Below are 18,471 nucleotides of genomic sequence, written 5' to 3'. Positions count from 1 at the left end.
AAACGCGTGCAGGTGCCTATGAGGTTGCTTCTGCTGTTACGCCGAATTGCGCACGGCGTTGTAACTCTTGAACAGCCCGTCCCACGCCCGGTTGCACCGCACGTTGAGCTGCCCGTCAGCGCTGTTGCCACCAGCGGCGAACCACGGCTCGCACGGCGCGATCTCACCGAGCTGCTTGCGCACCTCGGCAACGGCCGTCCTGGCGTCCGCAGGCAGCTTGTCGGCCTGTTTTTCGACCTCGTCGATCACCCCCGCCACGTCCTGCATCAGGTGGGCGCAGTTGTCGGCCGGGTTGACGGGCTCACCGCTCAACCGCGGGATGCAGGCCGTGAGGAGGCTGCCGATCGCGTCGAGCCTCGGTTGCAGCTCGGGCATCGGCGAAGCGGACGACGACGTGGGGGCCGGGGTGATCGTGGGCAGGGACGTCGTCCCGGTACCACACCCGACCAGGAGGAATGCCAGCGCAGCGGCGGAGTAGCGCACGTCTCGACACCCTAGCCCTCCGCCCTGTCCGTCCCCTTTCAGGTGATGCCATCAGTCGCCGCGCTCGCCCGTGATGCCCCAGATGAGCTGCTCGATCGGGTCCGGGTCCGGTGTCCGCATGTCCACGAGGTGCCGCAGTCCGAGGAATTCGGGGAACGTCGGCTCACCCTCGGTCCCGCCGAGGACCACCGGGATCACCGGCTTGCCGCTCGACAGCGCCTTGTCCTGGATGAGCTCCAGCTCCATGCCGTGCCACCGGCCCTGCCCGGCCGGCCCGAACAGGACGGCGGCCGCCTTGCTCTGTTCGACGCCTCTGGCGATGGCCGGTTGCCACCGTTCACCCGGCCGGATGTCGCGCTGGTCGAGCCACGGCAGCAGCCCGCACGCCTCCAGCCGATCGGCGATGTCGATCACGGCGGGCTTGTCGAGGTTGTTGTGGCACAGGAAGACGTCGTACTCGCCGGACTCCCGCTTGCCCTTCAACTTGGTCGACAGCACATCCCTGTCCCGTTGGGCGTTCGCGTGCGTGTTCATCTCGTCGATGGCCTGTCCGACGTCCTCCGGCACCGCGTCGACGAGCGAGATGACGAACTCATCGCACAACGGGCACGGCATCTCGATGGCGTTGCGGTCGAGCTTGCCCTGCACCAGGTTCTCGGGGAGCACGAAGCCGCACACCCGGCACTTCCGCACTCGGCGGACCAGCACGGTGCCGGCCACGGCGCGTTGTGTCAGGTGCTCGACGACGTAGACCTCGAACTGCCTGCGCACGATCGCCACGGCACGCTCGTCGTAGAACAGCGTGAGCTCGTTGCGCCCTTCCTCGACCTCGCGGATCGCGATGCCGCACGTCCCGCCGTCGACCGCGCGGTAGGAGGCCGAGTTGTGCCACATCGCCTCCTTCTGGAACAGCCGGGAGTGCGTCAGCCTCACCGCGAGCGTCGAGTAGATCGTGTGCAGATCGCCGTCGAACGCGATCACCACGTCCTGTCCCGGCAGCTCCGGCGCGTCCGGACGTTCCCTGGTGAACTGCGCCGGGAAGATCAGGTCGACCTCGCGGTCGGTGACCTCCTTGAGCGCGATCTCGCGGCGCAGCAACTCCTCGACAACCGCGATCAGCAGGATCCGCTCGAGCTGCGCGTGGGCGAGCTTCTCGTCCTCCGGAATCCGGAACCGGCCCTCCAGCGCGTCCTGCTCCGGCACGAACCCGAGCCCGTCCGGTTCCTCCTTGGCCGCCTGCACGAGCGATGAGGCGTACGCGTCGAGCAGTTCGGGCTGCAGCAGGACGTAACCACCGAACTCCATGCAGCGCAAAACGCCCCGGCTCTCCAACCGTCCGAGGCAGCTCGTGAAGGTGGCCTCGTCCGCTTCACCCCGGGTTCGGTGGTAGCTGCGCATCAGATCGTCCACAGTGGCCAGAACGCGACCCTGCTCCTTCTCCTCGACGAGGAACTCCTTGATGGACTCCAGCAGAGCGCTGGAGCTCACCAGCTGCACGGCGCCCCAGTCGATGCCGTCGCGGATCATGCGCGTCAGCTGCTCCAGGCCCCAGCTCTCCTTGGCGCTCGTCTCGACGTGCCCGTCGAGGCCGAGTTCGTCCACCAGTGCTCGCAACCGCCGTTCGCTCACCGCCGTGCCACCGCGATCGGCCCGCGCGGCCACCAGGTAGACGCGCGTCTGCACTGCCGACTTCCCGTCCAGCTTCTGAGCCTGCGCCAGCGCCCGCCACCAGTACCGGACGCCGGAGAACGGATCCGTCTCGCTGCGCGCGTCGAACACGATGAGCGCCACCGCGACTTCCTTGAGGTGCAGCTGGTGCACCATTCGGTAGCCGGGCTGGCCGGCCAGGTCCCACAGCAGCGTTTCTCTTGTCAGCGTGCTGCCGTCCGGGTTCGTGACGTGCGCCCGTTCCCAGGTCCACACGTTGCGTCCGTGAGTGGAGGCGGTAGCGGCGAACGGCTTGCCGCTCAGCACCAGGCCCAGCCCCGACTTGCCCACTCCGGAGTCGCCGACGAGCACGACCTTCGCGTTGGTGTACTGCCTCGCGGACAGTTGCGCGCCGACGTCGTTGAGCAGGTCGTAGTCGAGCCTCAGAATGTCGACGTTGCCGCCGTCTTTGAGGGCCAGCAGTGGTTCGGTGGGGTGGAAGGCGATGCCGCCGCGCCGGGTGTAGGACTCGCGCGGGATCACGGAGACGCATTGCCAGTCTCGGCACCGCCAGATGCGCACGGTGTTGTCCTCGGACGCGGAGACCAGATAATCGCCGTTCGGCGAGAATCGTGCGCACAGAACGGTTTTGGTGTGCCCTTCGAGTACCGCGAGGGACCGGTCGGCCGCCGGTTCGTCGACCGAGATGCCGTTCCCATCAGCTGACAACTGCGCGAGCAGCAAGCCGCCATCCGGTCGCTCGAAAGCGTCCAACGCCTCCCGGACTACCGCCACCTTCCACTCCGTGTCGAGGCGTTCCGCGCGAAGCACACGCACACGAGTGCCATCCGTCACCAGCAGGCGCGCACCATCGGCCAGCCAGACCGGTCTCATCCGATAGCCGCCGCGCGGAGGGCCGAGCGACCTTCTCGCCAACTGGGTGCCGTTGGCGGCGTCAACCACGCGGAAAGCACTCCCACCGAGCAATACCAGCTTCTGGCCGTCAGGCGACCAACTGATCCGGGTGGATTTGTACGTCCCGCACAGACGTCTCGGTTGAGACGACCCGAATCCGATCAGCGTGACCTGGTGCGTGTTGAACGGTTCGGATTCCTTCGACGGCGACCGCAGCCTCTGAACCACGGCAGCAACTGTCTCGCTCGGATGCCATGCGATGTCCGTCCCGTCCTCGTGCAGGCCGATGGGCTCCGGTGCTGAGTTCAGGGGCGTCGACCAGAAGAACACCTGTCCGGCGGCGTTCGCGGTCAGCATCCGCCCGTCCGACGACCACGTCACCTGGCTGATCGTCGAACCGGTGGCGAGCCCTCGGTGCACGAACTCAACTCCGGCCGGCACATCCTCTGGATTCGCGGCGACACTGCTCTCGCGACGTAGGGCGATCACCCCGCTGTTCAGCGAGACCAGCGACAGGAGCGCCCGATGTCCTTCCTCGGTCAGTCCGGCCTTCCACAGGCTGATCAGTTCCTCAGCAGGCCAGTCCGTTCCTGTTGGCTCGACGTGGAGTCGCAGGAGCACGAGGTTCGCGGAGTAGGTGGCAAGCGCGCTGACCGTGTCCGGCAACGTCGGGTGGTAGTTCGCGTACCAGGGATCGACCGTTCGGATGCGATGACGCCGGATGAGGGCGTCGAGCGTCCGCACCACCGATTCACGCAGGTCCAGGTCGATCCCTGCGGCCAGTTCGCCGACGAACTCCAACACCGACGGTCGCACGGCCAACGGTTGGTGTGACAGCAACACGTAAAGCATGCCGTCTTCCGGTGCCGTGCCTTCGCGGACGAGCGGTCCTCTGGCGGTGTCGAGGAGCAGCCGCTCCAGGTGCTGAGCGATCAGGTAGTCACCGAAGATCGCTTGCTGCCACTCGTACCTGGTGACGACGTGGTTCTCCCTGACGACCAGACTCGCAGACGTCAAGAACAACGACGGCAGGGATGTCGCGCTCTCGGGGATGCCGAACGCCACCATGTCCTTGGCGTACTCGTCTTCCGCGATCCAGTGGCGGCCTCGGTTGAACATCCCGAGCGCCAGCACGCCGAGCTTGAACATCAGATCGGCGATCGCGGCTTTGACGACCACAGGCGCGTCGGCGGTCTTCTCGACCTCTCGGCGGACCTGGCGGTCGACCAGCTGCTTGATCAGCCCAGCGGTCGACGTGGTCGAGCTCGGCCGCGCTGCGGCCGGGTCGGTCAGGCTCAGGGTGAGCATCACCAGGCCCAGCGGTTGCCGCGCCAGATCCCGTTGCGCGAGCGCTGCCGCCAGGGTCATGGGTCGCCGGCCTGTTTCGGCGTTCGTGCTGTTCCACGACCTGATCCACCGCTGGATCTGCTCGTCGTCGAACTCTTCGAGCCTCACCACCGGAATGTCGTTCGGTATCCGCACGCGGTCGATCGCCGATGCGCGCGACGTGATGACCACTGCGACCGGTGCGCCCAGCGCACTCTGCACCCGTTGGTACTCGGAGAGTTCCAACAGGTAGTTGGTGCCGGCACTGGACACCTGGAGCAGGTCGTCCAGTCCGTCCAGCAGCACCACCGGCAACCGGCCGGCATCGGTGCGGCTGAATTCGGGATGCATCAACTGGCGGCCGGTGAGGTGTGCGAGTCCCTGCTCGATCTGGTCGGCGACGGGCACGTCCGCATCGACAGATCGCAACGCGACCCGCACGACGGTGAAAGCGTCGGCGGGCAGCCTGGCGGCGAGCACGTGCGTCAGCAACGACTTGCCGCAACCGGGGGCGCCCAGGACCAGCAGCGGCAGCTCGGTGCATCCGGACCCGCTGAAGTGACGTGCGAAGGCCAGATCCAGGTCCTGCGGCCCACCGGCGTCCCAGGACCACCACCAGTCGTCGGCAAGCCTCATCCCGACGTCCGCCGTGATGATCCGGACGTGCGGAGCAACGTAGGCGTCCCGGACGCGAGGAGCCGCTGGCTCCCCGTCTGGCACGTCGAACACCGGCCGGTCCAGTTCGGCCTGGTTGAGCACGCTCAGGGCAGTCTCGAGCTCATCTTCCGGTTGGCGAGTTCCCGCCACCGCGAGCGGCTCCAGCAGGACGTCCAGCGTGTCCACGTTCACCGAGTGGTCGAGGTGCCTGCCCCAGATCTCGAACTCGGGGATCTGGGGCACCATGTCGACAAAGCCCGTCCGGTACCGGCTGACGACCGCCTGCGGGAGTCCGGAGTGCAGCAACCCCGCAGTCTCGTCCTGCCAGAACAGCACGCTGTGGAAGCGCTCCAGACGCTCGGTCGCCCACTTGCCGACGGCATCCGCGACGCGTTCGAAGCCGCGCGCGATCGACGGTGCCGGGACCACGCCTGCGTAGAGGCTCACGACAAAGGCGTCCAGCTCCACAGATCGTGTGGACTCCAGCTCGTCCAGGAGGTCCGGCAGCTCCTCGAACACTTCGCGAACCAAGTCGAAGAACGCCGTCGCCACGACCGCCGTGTGCGTGGCCGTCACGAGTTCAGTCCTGGCGGATCCACTCGTCCGCGACAGGCGGTCCGGCACTCGGTCCAACGCCTGCTGGACGAGGCGCGGCAGGGTGTCGTCCGCTCCGATCCACGTGACCAGCGATTGCCCCGCGCTCAGCTGCACGTCCGCGCGGTCCAGCCCGTGCTGCTCCCGGCCCAGGACCTCGAGCGCACCCTTGATGGTGGTCGGCGTCATCCGCTCCCTCACGTCCTCGGCTTCACATTCAGTCGTTCGGAGCCGGAGGTTGCGTTACGTGGAGCGAATTCCACGATTGCTGGAATCTCAGGACGTGGCGGCGTGCGCGATCCGGAGCGTCATCTGCTGCTGCGTTGCGTCGCGGGCAACCGGCGTGAACGAGTAGACGATGCGGCGTTGCTGGTCGCGCGTCGAGAACAGACCCGCGTTGTAGCCGTACTGCTCCCCCGTCTTGCCCCACACCGTGACGCCGTTGATCGTGAACGTCTGCATGCCCGCGCTGTAGCTCGCGGACTTGCCGTCCACCATGGACACTCGCGGCACCGTGAACATCTTGTCCAGCAGGTGTGGCGGCAGCAGCCGGCCGTCGAACAAGGCCGCGGCGAACCGGGTGAGGTCGCCGGTCGTGGAGATCATGTCGCCCTCGCCGTACGAGCGCGAGGTGTTGAAGTCGGAGACGTCGACCAGGCCGCGGCCGGGGACGTTGAGGTAGCCGTGGACGTGCGCGCCGCGGATTCGGGTCTCGTTCGCACCGGGCACGTAGGTGTGAGACAGGCCCAGCGGGCACAGGATGCGGGTCGCGACCTCGTGGCCGTAGGTGTGGCCGGTGACCTTCTCGATCAGCATCGCGGCGAGCACGTAGTTGATGCCGCGGTACTCCTGCTGGCTGCCGGGCGTGAACTTGGCCTTGGTGTTGGGGATCAGGGCCACGCGCTGCGAAGGCGTCCACTGGTCGTAGCGGTGTTCGAGCACCTTTTCCGGGGTGCTCACATCGGGGAAGCCGACCTCGAACGGGATGCCGCTGGTGTGGTTGAGCAGCTGTGAGACGGTCACCGGTTCCAGCTGAGGGGGCAGCAGGCCCGGCAGGTACTGCTGGACGGGACGGTCGAGGTCGACCTTGCGTTCGGCGGCGAGCTGCAGGACGACCGTCGCCACGAACACCTTGGTGACGCTGCCGATCCGGAATCGGTCGGTCGGCCGCACAGGACGCTGTTGGTCCGCGGTGCCTGATGTCCCGTACCAGGAGCCCGCGGAACCGGAGACCCGCAGCTGGGCCGAGGTCGCCACCGGATGTTCCAGGTCGGAGATGGCCGCGCGCAGTGCGGGAGGTTGGAGCGGGGTAAGGGAGTGGCGGCGACGAGGGCCGCGAGTAAGAGGGTCTTCATGATCACCACGCTGCCGACACCGCTCGCGCGAAGCCATGGGGGCAGCCCCCGCACCCGTGGTGGGGGCAGCACCAACGCCAACGGGCCGGGTCGCCGTGGCGAGCCCAGCCCGTTGAGAGGCGGTGGGTCAGGGGAGGATGTAGGACTGCACGCCGTTCGGGAAGCCCAGGTCGGCGGTGTCGCGGACGTCGTCGCTCACGACGGCCGACTTGCCCTTGCAGCCCGGCTCGGACCAGATCTTCACGGCGCCGTCGGGGGACAGCGACTTGAAGCCGCCGCGCAGGTCGGCGCACGTCTTCGAGGGCTTGACGCCGGTGGCGAAGTTGTTGCCGCTGAAGTCGTCGAAGTTCTTGCCGGTGAAGAAGGTGACCGAGTCAGCGGGCTTCGCACCGGAAACAGGCGGGGCGGGCTGCGTGGTCGGGGCCTCGGCCGGGGCGGTGGCGCGCTTGCCCTCCGGGTTGATCACGAACCACTTGTTGCCCACGTTCTGACCCTTGATGTCACCGGGCTGGGTGTCCTTGGTGAACAGGTACGTCGGGCGGCCGCCCAAAGTCACCTGAGTCTTGCCGTCCTTGCGCTTGATGAAGCCGATGTTCTCCCGCTTGATGCCGGGGAAGAAGAGCTTCGTGCCCTTCGCGACGGTGATCGGCGTCCACGTCTTCTCGCACTCACCGTTGCAATTGGACACTCCGCCGTTCACCGGGTCGTCGCTGAACCAGTAGACGGTGCGGCCGGCGCCGTTCACGACCGCCGGCTCCAGGCCGCCCGCGTTGGCAACGCGCAGTTCCACCCACTTCTGCTTCACCTCCGGGGCCGCCGCCTCCGGGGCGCGGTCGCCGGTGGTGCGGTCCGCCTTGTTGGAGTTCGCGGAGCCGCGCAGGAAGTCCACACCGGACTCGTCCGACACCGCGGCGGCGGCCTGCTGCTGCGTTTCCGTTGCAGGAGCGGGGTTTCCGGACTGCGCGGAGCCGGTCTGGCACGCGGTCAGAGCGACGGCGCTCACCGCGACGAGGGCAGCAACGATCCCAACTTGCTTGCGACGCATGGGGTTTCTCACTCCTGAGGTGATCTCATCAACCTGTTCACCCCCAGTCACGCACGGCCGCGCCGAACGGTTCAAAGGAGTTCGACGTGAGAGCGCGATCACAGTCTCACTTGGCGCCGCCCGGTACGGTTGGGGGCGTGAACATCAGTCTGAGCAGCGACTTCGCCACCGCGGTGCCGGAGATGGCCGTCTCCTGGGAAGCCGTCCCGGTCGAAGAACCGGAACTGCTCGTCCTGAACGAGCCGCTGGCGAAGGAGCTCGGCCTCGATCCCGCCTGGCTGCGCGGCGACGGACTGCCGTTCCTCGTCGGCAACCAGGCTCCTGGCGTGGCGCAGGCCTACGCCGGGCACCAGTTCGGCGGCTACTCCCCCAGGCTCGGCGACGGCCGCGCGCTGCTGCTCGGCGAACTGACGCACGCCGACGGCAAGCTGCGCGACCTGCACCTCAAGGGCTCGGGTCGCACGCCGTTCGCCCGCGGCGGCGACGGGCTGGCGGCGGTCGGGCCGATGCTGCGCGAGTACATCGTCAGCGAGGCCATGCACGCTCTCGGCATCCCCACGACCCGTTCGCTCGCTGTCGTGGCGACCAAGAACGTCGTGCACCGCGAAGAGCCGCTGCCGGGTGCGGTGCTGGCCAGGGTCGCGGCCAGCCACCTGCGGGTCGGCAGCTTCCAGTACGCGCGCAACACCGGCGACCACGACCTGCTGCGCCGTCTCGCCGACCACGCGATCGCCCGCCACTACCCCGGCAGCACCTACCTGGAGCTGTTCGGGCAGGTCGTGGCGGCGCAGGCGGCGCTCGTCGCGCGGTGGATGTCCGTCGGTTTCATCCACGGCGTCATGAACACGGACAACATGACGATCTCTGGCGAGACGATCGACTACGGCCCGTGCGCGTTCATGGAGGCCTACGACCCGACGACGAAGTACAGCTCCATCGACCACCGCGGCCGCTACGCGTTCGGCAACCAGCCGATCATCGCCGAGTGGAACCTCGCCCGCCTCGCTGAGGCGCTGCTGCCGTTGTTCGCCGACGACGAGGACAAGGCGGTCGCGCTGGCCCTGGAGGTGCTCGGCACGTTCCAGGAGCACTTCGAGAACGCGTGGATGGCCGGCATCCAGGCCAAGCTCGGCGTGACCGGAGACGTGAAGCCGCTGCTCAAGGACCTGCTGGCGCTCATGCACGAGAACCACGTCGACTTCACGTCGTTCTTCCACCACCTGGCGAAGGCCGCGAAGGGTGATGCCGAGCCCGCGCGGTCGTTGTTCCTCGACCTCGCCGGGATCGACGCCTGGATCGCGCGCTGGCGTGAGCTGGGACCGGACGCCGCACGGATGGAAGCGGTCAACCCCGTCTACATCCCGCGCAACCACCTCGTCGAGGAGGCCCTGCAGGCCGGCACCGACGGTGATCTCGGCCCCCTCGAACGGCTGCTGGACGCCGTTACGGCACCATGCGGAGAGCGCGCCGGGCTGGAGCACTACGCGACGCCGGCGCCGCAGGACTTCAGTGCCACCTACCGAACCTTCTGCGGGACCTGAATGAAACTGCAGCCCATCGCCCACGTCGAGTCGCCGCTGACCGACCGCTCCTCCGCGCCCAAGCAGGGTGACGAGGGCGCGCCGGAGGCCTGGATCGTCTTCGCCCCGCAGTACGCGCGGGCGATGGCCGAGCTGGCCGCGGGACAGGACGTCCTGGTGCTCACCTGGCTCGACCGGGCCGACCGGTCCGTGCTGGCCGTGCATCCGCGCAGCGACGCCACCAGGCCGGAGACCGGGGTGTTCTCCACCCGGTCGCCGGACCGGCCGAACCCGATCGGGCTGCACCGCGTCCGCGTCCTGCAGGTGGACGGTCAACGGGTGCGGGTCGCGGATCTGGAGGCCATCGACGGCACGCCGGTGGTCGACGTGAAGCCGGTGCTGGGCGCCGAACGCTGAACCACCAGGTGACACGGCTGGGCATCGGGGGTATCCAGGCGGTATGACCCAGCCAGTACCGCCTCCCGAGCCCATGCCGCAGCCGGGTCCGGACCAGCCGCGGCCGCCCGGCCCGGACCCGGATCCTCTGCCGCCGATGCCCGAACCGGTCCAGCCCCGGGCAACGTGACACGCCGCTGCCCGGACCGCTCTGGCCTCGCGCGTCAGGACGCTGCCGCGATCGCGGGCATCGGCGCGTCCGCGCGGTTCCAGTCCATCCGCGACCACGGCAGATCCATGTCCGCGAGCGCGCTGATCTGCAGCGGCGCCAGATCGGCGGGATCAGGTGCCTCGGCGTGCCGGGAGTACGCGGCGTCGACGTACCGGTGCCCGGTGTCCGGGGCCAGCACGACGACGTGCCGGTCCGGATCGAGCTTCTGCTCCCACCTCGCCGCCAGGTACGCCGCTCCCGCCGAGAGCCCGGCGAAGATCGCGTGCTCGCGCAGCAACGCCACGCTGCCGGCCAGCGCCGCGTCGAAACCGAACCAGTGCACCGTGTCGTAGAGCGTGTGGTCGACGTTGCCGAACGGGATGGAGCTGCCGATCCCGGCGATGATGATCTCCGGGTCGTGCACGTGCTCGCTGCCGAACGTGACGCTGTCGAACGGTTGCACGCCAGCGAGTTCCACGCTCGGGTGGGTCTCGCGGAGGAACGTGGTCAGCGCGCCGGTCGACGCTCCGGTGCCGACGCCGCCCACCACGGTCAGGTGCTGGCAGTCGACGTGTTCGCGGACCAGGTCGGCGATCGGGCGGTAGCCGCGGTAGTGGACGTCGTCGTGGTACTGCCGCATCCAGTGGTGCCGCGGGTGATCGCGGAGGATCTCCCGCACGCGCGCCACCCGGCGGCTCTGGTCGAGCTTGAGGCTGGCGGACGGCGGCATCGGCTCCACGGTGGCGCCGAGGATCTCCAGCTGCGTGCGCAGAGTGGCGTCGACGGTCGTGGACGCGACGATGTGGCAGTGCAGGCCGTAGCGGTGGCAGGCGAGCGCCAACGCGTGGGCGTAGATGCCGCTGGAGCTGTCGACCAGCGTGTCTCCGTGCGCGATGGTGCCGCGTTCGAGGAGAAACCGGACCGCTTCGAGGGCCGAAGCGACCTTCATGGTCTCGAAGCGCAGGCAGAGGGTGTGGGAGTCGAGGCGTACCAGTGCAGGACGGCTGAGGGCGTCAGCGATGTGGTGGTCCACGTCTTCTCTCATGTTCGGTAGCGGAAGAGAGCGGTGTCGTCGGCGCTGAACTGCGAGAACGGGAACGGCTCCGCGGACAGGGCGGTCACTCCCGCGTCGAGGAAGTGGCGGGCGACGGCGCTCGCGGTCTGCGCGTAGATGATCAGCGGGACTCCCCTGTCCCGGCAGGTGCGCAGGATCTCGTCGAACGTGCCGTTGCCGATCGTCATGCCGGTGGCGACGACGGCGTCCGCGACACCGAGGACGTCGCGCATGTCCGGGGTCACCGGATCGCCCCACTGGGTCGTGCGCAGCGTCAGGTCGCACGGCAGGCACTCGGCGCCACGCTCGCGGATGGCTGCCACCAGCGGGTTCACCACGCCGATCAACGCGACCTTGGCACCGGGCTGCACGTCCAGCAATCCGGCTACCGCCGCGTCACGGGCCTTCGCCCGTTCCTCCGGTGTGCCGGCGGGGAGCACGACTCGTTCCGTCTCATGTGGACGGACGTGGCCGAGGTAGGCGTCGAGCGCGGCCACCCGCACCGGCGCTGGTGCTTCGGTGAGCAGGCGCGCGACGGGTGCCCCGGAGTAGTTCGCGCAGACCGCCGGGTCGGCCTCGCCCTCCGCGAACGCGCACGCGCCGAACGCCCTGCCGACGCGGGCGAGCACGTACTGGTTGCGGTAGGTGACGTTGCCGCCGGCGAGCCGCGTGCCGTGGTGCACCCAGAACACGCTGGTGGCGAGCACTTCCCCGGGGTCGGGGCCGTGCCGGCCCGCCAGCACCTCGTTGATCAGATCGTCCACAGTGGTCACGAACATCCCCCTTCTCAGCGATAGCCGACGGCCAGGTGGCCCAGGCTGTCGCGGCCGATCTCGGCGTCCACGTCGAACACGTCGCGCAGCAGTGGCGCGGTGAGCACTTCAACCGCCGGGCCGTTTGCGACGACCGTGCCGCCGTGCATCAGGACCAGCCGGTCGCAGTAGCGGGCGGCCAGCGCGAGGTCGTGCAGCGCCACCACGACCGTCTGCGGTGTGCGGGAGGCGAGTTCCATCAGGTCGAGCTGGTGGCGCACGTCCAGGTGGTTGGTGGGCTCGTCGAGCAGCAGACCCTCGGTGCGTTGCGCCAACGCACGGGCGAGGTGGGTGCGTTGACGTTCGCCGCCGGACAGCTCCCGCCACGACCGGTCCGCCAGCGCGGTCAGGTCGAGCCGGCCCAGCGCGGCGGCGACGATCTCGTGGTCGGCGGTGTCCGGGCCTCGCCACATCGACCGGTGAGCGGTGCGGCCGAGCATCGCCACGTCTGCCACGCGCAGATCGCTTTCGGTGTCGGCGGTCTGCTCGACGAACGCCATCTTGCGCGCACGCTCACGGGCCGGCCACGAGGCGATGTCGGCGCCGTCGTAGCGGACCACGCCTGCTGTTGGCGTGCGCAATCCAGCTATACAACGGAGAAGCGACGACTTGCCGGAGCCGTTCGGTCCGATCAGCCCGACGGTCTCGCCCGGCTGCACCGTCAGACTCACGTTGTGCACGATGGTCTTGCCCGGCACGCCCCAGCTCAGGTTCTCGACGTCGATCTTCACAGCTCTCCCCTCTTGCGCAGCACCAGCAGGAAGAGCGGAACGCCGAGCAGTGCGGTGAACACGCCGACCGGGACCTCCAGCGGCGAGAAGACCACGCGGGTGAGTGCGTCGGTCCAGACCAGGAACACCGCGCCGACGACCGCCGAGAGCGGCAACAGCTTGCGGTGCAACGGCCCCACCAGGAACCTCACGCCGTGCGGCACGATCAGCCCGACGAACCCGACAGCACCCACCGCGGCCACCGAGACGGCGGTCAGCATCGATGTCGTCACCAGCAGGACTGTCCTCGTCATGCGTACGTCGACACCGAGAGAGGACGCGGTGTCGGTGCCGAAAGCGAACCCGTCCAGTGCGGACGAACACAGCCACACGACGAGCAGGCCAACGGCCAGAACGACCGCGCACACCGCCACCGACGTCCAACGGGCTGACGCGAGCGAACCCAGCAGCCAGTGCGTGAGAGCGCGGATGCTGTCCGCGTCACCGGAGGAGAGCAGGATCAACGAGGTGAGGGCCGCGAACAGCTGCCCCACCACCACTCCCGTGAGCACGATCCGCACCGAGTCCAGGCCCGTGCGTCTGAGCAGCAGCATCAGCAACCCGAACGACACCAGTGCGCCCACGAGCGCGCCACCGGTCACCCCGAGCTGAGAGCCCGCGAACCCGAGCACCACCACCACGACCGCACCGGTCGAGGCGCCCGACGACACCCCGAGCAGGTACGGGTCGGCGAGCGAGTTGCGCGTGATGCTCTGCAGGGCCGCGCCGCACACCGCCAGCGCGGCACCGACGAGTGCCGCGAGCAGCACTCGGGGCAGTCTCAGGTCCCAGATCAGCGAGTCGAGCAGGCGGGGCAGCGGAACGACCGGCAGTCCGAGACGCGCGCCTGCGGACCTGCCAATTTCTGGCCAACTAGCGCCCACTCCTATCCGGACGGCGAGCACGAGCGAGACCATCAGGACCGCGAGACTCAGCACGGTCAGGAGCACGCTCTTGCCACGTCGAACAGGAGTCACCGGAACCTCGACGGCGGGATCGAGGACAGCGGCCTCAGCCACGGCCGGCGATCTTGTCGAGTCCGGCGCCGAACGACCGCAGCGCGTCGACAGTGCGGACCGACGGGTCCATCTCGGTGCCGTTGATCTCGATGATCTTGTTGTCCTTCAAGGCTTTCAGCTGCGAGACGACCGGGTGTTCGCGCATCATCGCGAGCTTCTCGCTGGCCTTGTCACCGGGGTTGCCGCGTTCGGACAGGTCGCCGATCACGATGACGTCCGGGTCGCGCCGCGCGATCTCCTCCCAGGACGCCTCCGGCCACTCCTGGGCCAGGTCGTCGAAGATGTTGGTGGCACCGGCGATCTTGCTCATCTGGCTGGGCATGCCGTCGCGGCCCGCCACGTACGGGACGCCCTTGAAGACCGAGTAGACCCAGACCACCTTGACCGGGTCGCGTTTCACCGCTTGGACCTCGGCGAGCGTCTTGCGCTGGTCGTTCGCGAGCTGGTTCGCCTTCTCGGTGGCGCCGAAGATCTTGCCGAGGTTCTCGTAGTCGCGGAACAGCCGCTCGAACGGCGGCGTGGTCCCGTCCGGGCAGTTCACCGCGCTCACGAACGTCGGTACGCCAAGGGCTTCGAGCTCGTCCCGCGTGCCGGCGCGGTCGGCGGTGAACAGCTCCTTGAAGCCCGACACCACGACGTCGGGGTTCGCCGCGCGCAGCGGTTCGGACGTGAGGATCTTGGGCGAGAGCACCGGGATCTTCGCGTAGGCCTCGGCGTACTTCGGCGACACCTTTGTCTTGATGTTGGCCGTGCCCGCCATGCGGTCCTGCATTCCCAGTGCCAGCAACGTTTCCGTGGAGCTCTGGTCCAGCGCAACCGCCCGCTGCGGCGTGCCGGTGAACGTCAGCTGCTTGCCGCAGCTGTCCACCACCACCGACTGAGCCGTTGGCGCCTGCGCGCCTCCCGGTGCGGCGCAGCCCGCGGTGAGCACCGCGACGGCGAGCGCCAGGCCGAGCCGGGCGGGGTGTGACATCTGATCCTCCAGTGCGTGACGACTTCAGCGTCCGTTACTGTAACGACAACCATTTTCAAATCAAGCCCTTTCCTGGAAGGTGACGCACGTGGTTCACGACACAGCCCCGCCGGCCGCAAAGACTCGATCGGTGTTGCGCAGCCCGGCTTTCCTGCGGCTGTGGAGCGCCACCACGGCTTCCGGCATCGCGACCTGGGCCCTGCCGTTCGTGCTGGGTCTCGCGGTGTTGTCTCGCTCGTTGACCGCTGTCGAGCTGGGCGTCCTGCTCGCGGCGCGCACCGCTGGTTTCCTCGCCGCGGTCCCGGTCAGCGGGGTGCTGGCCGACCGCTACGCGCGCCGCCAGGTGGTGCTCTGGTCCGGCCTGATCTCGGCTCTCGCCGCTCCGGTCCTCGCTGCCTTCGTGGGCAACTCGCTGCTGCTGGCCGCCGTCGCGGCCGCCGCGATGGGTGCGGGTCAGGGTGCGTGCCGTCCGGCGTTCTCGGCGCTGACCGCCGAGGTGGTCTCCGTCGACCAGCGGCAGCAGGCCAACGCGGCGATGACCATGTCGATCCGGGTGACCACGCTGGTGGCGCCGGGTTTGACCGCGTTGCTCGCACTCGTGGTGAACACGCAGGGCCTGCTCTTGGGGATCGGCGCGCTGTGGCTCGTGGCCGCCTTCGTACCCCCGGCCGGTTCCGGTCAAGTGGCGGCGGTCGCGAGCCGCGCGGGGTTCGTGACGGAGTTCCTGGACGGCGTGCGCGAGGCCCGCAGGCATCCGTGGTTCCTGGCGGGCCTGGGCGCGCTGTCCGCGGTGATCGCCACCGGCTACTCGGCGACCGGTGTGATCCTCCCCCTGGTCAGCCGCGACCGCTACGACACCGAAGCCGTGCTCGCGGGCGCACTGACCGCCTACACGCTCGGCGCACTGGCCGGCGCGGTGCTGATGGCCCGCTGGCGCCCCCGCGCCGCAGGCTGGACCGGGCTCTTCGGCCTCGCGCTGTACGGCTTCGCGCCGCTGGTCCTGCTGCTGCCGGTGCACCCGTTCGTCGTGATCGCCGTCTACGCGGTCGCCGGGCTCGGCATCGACCTGTTCAACGTGCCGTGGTTCACCGCCACGCAGCGGGAGGTCGATCCCGCGAAGCTGGCTCGGGTGTCCTCTTTGGACTTCCTGATGTCGTACGGTCTCGCGCCGGTCGGGCTGGCGCTCATCGCACCGGCCATCTCGGCTTTTGGGGCGGCGCCGGTGTTGGTCGTGTGCTCGGTGGTCTGTTTCGCGGCGCCTGGGCTTGCGGCGCTCGTGCCGTCGTCGCGCGACTTCGGTCCGCGCCGGTGACTGTTTCCCGCGTCCAAGCCTTCGATCCTCTTGCGCGCACTGCTCTCGCGGAGACGGGTGCGGTGATCGTGACCGGCCTGCCGAACTCCCCCGATTCGCTTCCGGTGGCCGCCGCGGCGTTGTTCGGCACGTCGTTGCGCGAGCTGTACCCGCACCGCACACGCCGCTCGGTGGACAGCGGAGTCGTGGGGTTGCACGCGGACAGCTTCGACGTCGTCGTGGACGTCAACGGCGAACTGGTGCGGCGCAGGCACCCCGACGAGGACTACGTCCTGGTGCTGCTGGCTTCTCAGGCTCCGGCGGGTGGCGAGTCGTTCGTGCTGGACGCGCACGCGTTCACGGACTCACTCGATCCGGAACTGCGAGAGTTCCTGGTGGGATCTGACGTCGACCTCTACGGGCGCTGGGCCGGAACCCGCGGGTTGCCCGCGACGCCGCGGGTCGGCAGGCACGTCGAGTACACCCGAACCGGACGGCGGATCACCCGCCGCACGGACGGTGTCGTTCCCCTGCACCGGGATCCCGACAGCGACCGCGTGACGGCGATGATGGTGAGGTTCGACGCCGAGGTGGAAAGGGTGCAGGCGACGTTGCCGCGATTCACGCTCGACGACGGCGACGTCCTGATGCTCGACAACTACCGCTGCTGGCACGGCCGGGACGCGCACACAGGAGTGCGGACCGTCCACATTCAGACGGTCCGCACCGATGACGCCTAGGAACCGGCAGAAGCTCAGGAACCGGCCTTCTGCAGCTCCCGCTTCAACTGCTCCTTGGTCATGTTCGCGGCGTTCGTCACCCCGAGGTTGCGGGCCTGCGTGAGGAGCTCCTCACGGGTGGCCTGACCGGGCAGCTCACCGAGGTGCTCGGCCCGGCTGCTCGCGAACCGTTCGCCGAGCTGGTGGCGGCGTTCCGCGCTGAGCCGCTCGCGCATGCCGGGGAGGACCGTCTTCTCCTCTTCCTCGACGTGGTGGGAGACGGCGTCGACGACCTTCTTGAGCGCCGTGACGTACTGCGGGGAGTCCCAGTCGCAGTCCAGGAGCTCGGCGAGGAGGCGTTCGGCCTCGGCGTGCTCTTCCTGGCTGTGCTCGACCTCGTCGGTCTCGCCGGCCTCCTTGATGGCGACCGGGTAGACCTCGGACTCCTCGGCGCGGCTGTGGGCGACGAGCAGGCCGCACATGACCGGGGTGAGCAGCGGGCGTTTCTCCGGGTGGTTCTCGAGCTCGTCGAACAGGCGCTCCACCTCGCGGTGGTCCTGCATGATCAGGTCGACGACGTCGTACTGCACGGCGGTCCTCCTACTGGTTCCTGGGATAGCGGGTGCTGATCGGCGCCACGCCGCGCCGGCCGATGCGGCCCAGCGCCACGCCGAAAGCGGAGATCACCGCGATGGTGATGATCACTCCGATGACGATCGCCCACGCGAGGCTCGCGTTGAGCAGGCCTGCTGCGGCTCCGGCGATGGCACCGGCGACGAGGCCGTTGACGAGGTTCACCAGGCCGGACACGCCGAGGGCGGTGCCGATGAGGCGCGGCCGGCGGGCCTTGCGCCAGCCGGTCTGGCCGCCGTCCGCCTCGACGGCGGCCGTCTCGTCGTGGACCTGCCGGACGAAGGCGGCCCTTGTGGACGGCTCGAGGTCGCCGTAGATGTGCCGGATGCGGTTGATCCCCAGGCCTGCCTGGACGTCCTCGATGGTCAGCTCGACCGTGCGGAAGAGCGTCGCGAGGCCGATCGCGAACAGGCCGGTGAAGAGCACCAGCATCAGTGTCAGCAACACCTCGAGCGGCACCACCTGGGCGACGAAGCCGAGCGCGATCATGGACGCGGAGATCGTGGTGAGCAGGTGGCCCGCCCGGCTCGCCGCGTCGGTGATCGTCGCGCTGCGCACCATCTGCAGCGTGTAGTGCTCGGTGGTGAGGATCGTCAACGCCGATGCTTTGTCCTCTGGCACGTCAGCGTCCGAGCGCGTTGGCGAGCTCCTTCTTCGTCATGGTGGAGCGGCCCTTGATGTTCTTCTTCTTGGCCTCGTTGTAGAGCTGCTCCTTGGTCAGACCCTTCGGCCTGTTCGTACCGGACCGCTGGCCGCCGCGCTTCTGCGGCGACATGTCCTCTGTGGACGACTTGCTCGCGGTCTTCGACTCACCGGCCTGGGCGCGGTTCTTGTTCACCGTGCGCGCGGCGATCTCCTTCGCGCGCTTGGTCGACGCACCGCGGCTCTTGGCGGAGTCCTTGATGTGTTCGTACTGGCGTTCACGTTTGGCGTTCGATCCCGCTGGCATCACGACCTCCTGGTTAACGCTGACCCGCGAATACCCCCGGTCAGGGCGGTTCACACCACGGTGACGGCGGGTAGCCGTCAGGTATGGCGATCTCATCTCGAC

16 protein-coding genes are annotated in these 18,471 nt (G+C 68.6%); 4 read left to right on the top strand and 12 right to left on the bottom strand.

Annotated features, from left to right (window positions below; translation table 11 throughout):
- Positions 1-36: 36 nt before the first annotated feature.
- The 4 genes from LFM09_RS18295 to LFM09_RS18280 all read right to left on the bottom strand — a co-directional run bounded on the left by LFM09_RS18295 (position 37) and on the right by LFM09_RS18280 (position 7,980).
- The gene (locus LFM09_RS18295; RefSeq protein WP_414097675.1) at positions 37-483 is read right to left on the bottom strand and encodes a hypothetical protein; all 447 of its coding nucleotides are present in this window, start codon (positions 481-483) and stop codon (positions 37-39) included.
- A gap of 51 nt (positions 484-534) precedes the next feature.
- Positions 535-5,811, bottom strand: coding sequence for a TIR domain-containing protein (locus tag LFM09_RS18290; protein WP_414097674.1), 5,277 nt, complete (start codon positions 5,809-5,811; stop codon positions 535-537).
- Between the two features lie 87 nt (positions 5,812-5,898).
- Positions 5,899-6,879 carry a serine hydrolase domain-containing protein gene (locus LFM09_RS18285; RefSeq protein WP_414097673.1) on the bottom strand — a complete coding sequence of 327 codons (981 nt, stop codon included), beginning with the start codon at positions 6,877-6,879 and terminating at the stop codon, positions 5,899-5,901.
- Positions 6,880-7,104: 225 nt separating this feature from the next.
- Positions 7,105-7,980 (bottom strand): hypothetical protein, encoded by an 876-nt coding sequence (locus tag LFM09_RS18280; protein WP_414097672.1) that lies wholly within the window; start codon positions 7,978-7,980, stop codon positions 7,105-7,107.
- A gap of 179 nt (positions 7,981-8,159) precedes the next feature.
- Between LFM09_RS18280 and LFM09_RS18275 the strand changes: the two genes are divergently transcribed.
- The gene (locus LFM09_RS18275) at positions 8,160-9,563 is read left to right on the top strand and encodes a protein adenylyltransferase SelO (protein ID WP_414097671.1); all 1,404 of its coding nucleotides are present in this window, start codon (positions 8,160-8,162) and stop codon (positions 9,561-9,563) included.
- A complete protein-coding gene (gene tsaA / locus LFM09_RS18270; RefSeq protein WP_414097670.1) occupies positions 9,564-9,959 on the top strand; it encodes a tRNA (N6-threonylcarbamoyladenosine(37)-N6)-methyltransferase TrmO in 396 nt (131 codons plus the stop codon). It abuts the gene before it with no gap.
- A gap of 203 nt (positions 9,960-10,162) precedes the next feature.
- Here tsaA and LFM09_RS18265 read toward each other — a convergent pair whose 3' ends face one another.
- From LFM09_RS18265 to LFM09_RS18245, 5 genes are read right to left on the bottom strand one after another with little or no spacing between them, the layout of a single operon-like run.
- Positions 10,163-11,194 (bottom strand): pyridoxal-phosphate dependent enzyme, encoded by a 1,032-nt coding sequence (locus LFM09_RS18265; RefSeq protein WP_414097669.1) that lies wholly within the window; start codon positions 11,192-11,194, stop codon positions 10,163-10,165.
- Entirely contained in the window at positions 11,191-11,976 is a 786-nt protein-coding gene (locus tag LFM09_RS18260; protein WP_414097668.1) for a Rossmann-like domain-containing protein, read from the bottom strand. Before LFM09_RS18260 ends, LFM09_RS18265 begins: the two co-directional genes overlap by 4 nt.
- 14 nt (positions 11,977-11,990) lie before the next feature.
- Positions 11,991-12,746, bottom strand: coding sequence for an ABC transporter ATP-binding protein (locus LFM09_RS18255; protein WP_414097667.1), 756 nt, complete (start codon positions 12,744-12,746; stop codon positions 11,991-11,993).
- Positions 12,743-13,804, bottom strand: a complete 1,062-nt coding sequence (locus LFM09_RS18250; RefSeq protein ID WP_414097666.1) for a FecCD family ABC transporter permease — start codon at positions 13,802-13,804, stop codon at positions 12,743-12,745. The genes LFM09_RS18255 and LFM09_RS18250 overlap by 4 nt, the downstream gene beginning before the upstream one ends.
- Positions 13,797-14,777 carry an ABC transporter substrate-binding protein gene (locus LFM09_RS18245; protein WP_414097665.1) on the bottom strand — a complete coding sequence of 327 codons (981 nt, stop codon included), beginning with the start codon at positions 14,775-14,777 and terminating at the stop codon, positions 13,797-13,799. The genes LFM09_RS18250 and LFM09_RS18245 overlap by 8 nt, the downstream gene beginning before the upstream one ends.
- An 88-nt stretch (positions 14,778-14,865) precedes the next feature.
- Here LFM09_RS18245 and LFM09_RS18240 point away from each other — a divergent pair, with 88 nt between their 5' ends.
- The gene (locus tag LFM09_RS18240) at positions 14,866-16,089 is read left to right on the top strand and encodes an MFS transporter (RefSeq protein WP_414097664.1); all 1,224 of its coding nucleotides are present in this window, start codon (positions 14,866-14,868) and stop codon (positions 16,087-16,089) included.
- Positions 16,086-16,808 (top strand): TauD/TfdA family dioxygenase, encoded by a 723-nt coding sequence (locus tag LFM09_RS18235; RefSeq protein WP_414097663.1) that lies wholly within the window; start codon positions 16,086-16,088, stop codon positions 16,806-16,808. The genes LFM09_RS18240 and LFM09_RS18235 overlap by 4 nt, the downstream gene beginning before the upstream one ends.
- A 14-nt stretch (positions 16,809-16,822) precedes the next feature.
- Here LFM09_RS18235 and LFM09_RS18230 read toward each other — a convergent pair whose 3' ends face one another.
- Genes LFM09_RS18230 through LFM09_RS18220 form a run of 3 tightly spaced genes read right to left on the bottom strand, consistent with a single transcriptional unit; the run spans position 16,823 to position 18,369 of the window.
- Positions 16,823-17,377, bottom strand: coding sequence for a hemerythrin domain-containing protein (locus LFM09_RS18230; protein ID WP_414097662.1), 555 nt, complete (start codon positions 17,375-17,377; stop codon positions 16,823-16,825).
- A gap of 10 nt (positions 17,378-17,387) precedes the next feature.
- Positions 17,388-18,041 carry a hypothetical protein gene (locus LFM09_RS18225; protein ID WP_414097661.1) on the bottom strand — a complete coding sequence of 218 codons (654 nt, stop codon included), beginning with the start codon at positions 18,039-18,041 and terminating at the stop codon, positions 17,388-17,390.
- A gap of 1 nt (position 18,042) precedes the next feature.
- Positions 18,043-18,369: a plasmid stabilization protein gene (locus LFM09_RS18220; protein ID WP_414097660.1), complete on the bottom strand. Its 327-nt coding sequence runs from the start codon at positions 18,367-18,369 to the stop codon at positions 18,043-18,045.
- Between the last annotated feature and the right edge of the window lie 102 nt (positions 18,370-18,471).

It is taken from the genome of Lentzea alba, from assembly GCF_047445655.1.
GTDB lineage: Bacteria > Actinomycetota > Actinomycetes > Mycobacteriales > Pseudonocardiaceae > Lentzea > Lentzea alba_A.
The sequence above is the reverse complement of the archived record's forward strand: the minus strand, read 5'-3'. Positions and strand labels throughout refer to the sequence as shown.

Bases quoted from the DNA above. Each gene is read 5' to 3' on its own strand.
- tsaA (WP_414097670.1), top strand. From the start codon at position 9,564: ATGAAACTGCAGCCCATCGCCCACGTCGAGTCGCCGCTGACCGACCGC.
- LFM09_RS18265 (WP_414097669.1), bottom strand. From the start codon at position 11,194: ATGAGAGAAGACGTGGACCACCACATCGCTGACGCCCTCAGCCGTCCT.
- LFM09_RS18220 (WP_414097660.1), bottom strand. From the start codon at position 18,369: ATGCCAGCGGGATCGAACGCCAAACGTGAACGCCAGTACGAACACATC.
- LFM09_RS18245 (WP_414097665.1), bottom strand. From the start codon at position 14,777: ATGTCACACCCCGCCCGGCTCGGCCTGGCGCTCGCCGTCGCGGTGCTC.
- LFM09_RS18290 (WP_414097674.1), bottom strand. From the start codon at position 5,811: ATGACGCCGACCACCATCAAGGGTGCGCTCGAGGTCCTGGGCCGGGAG.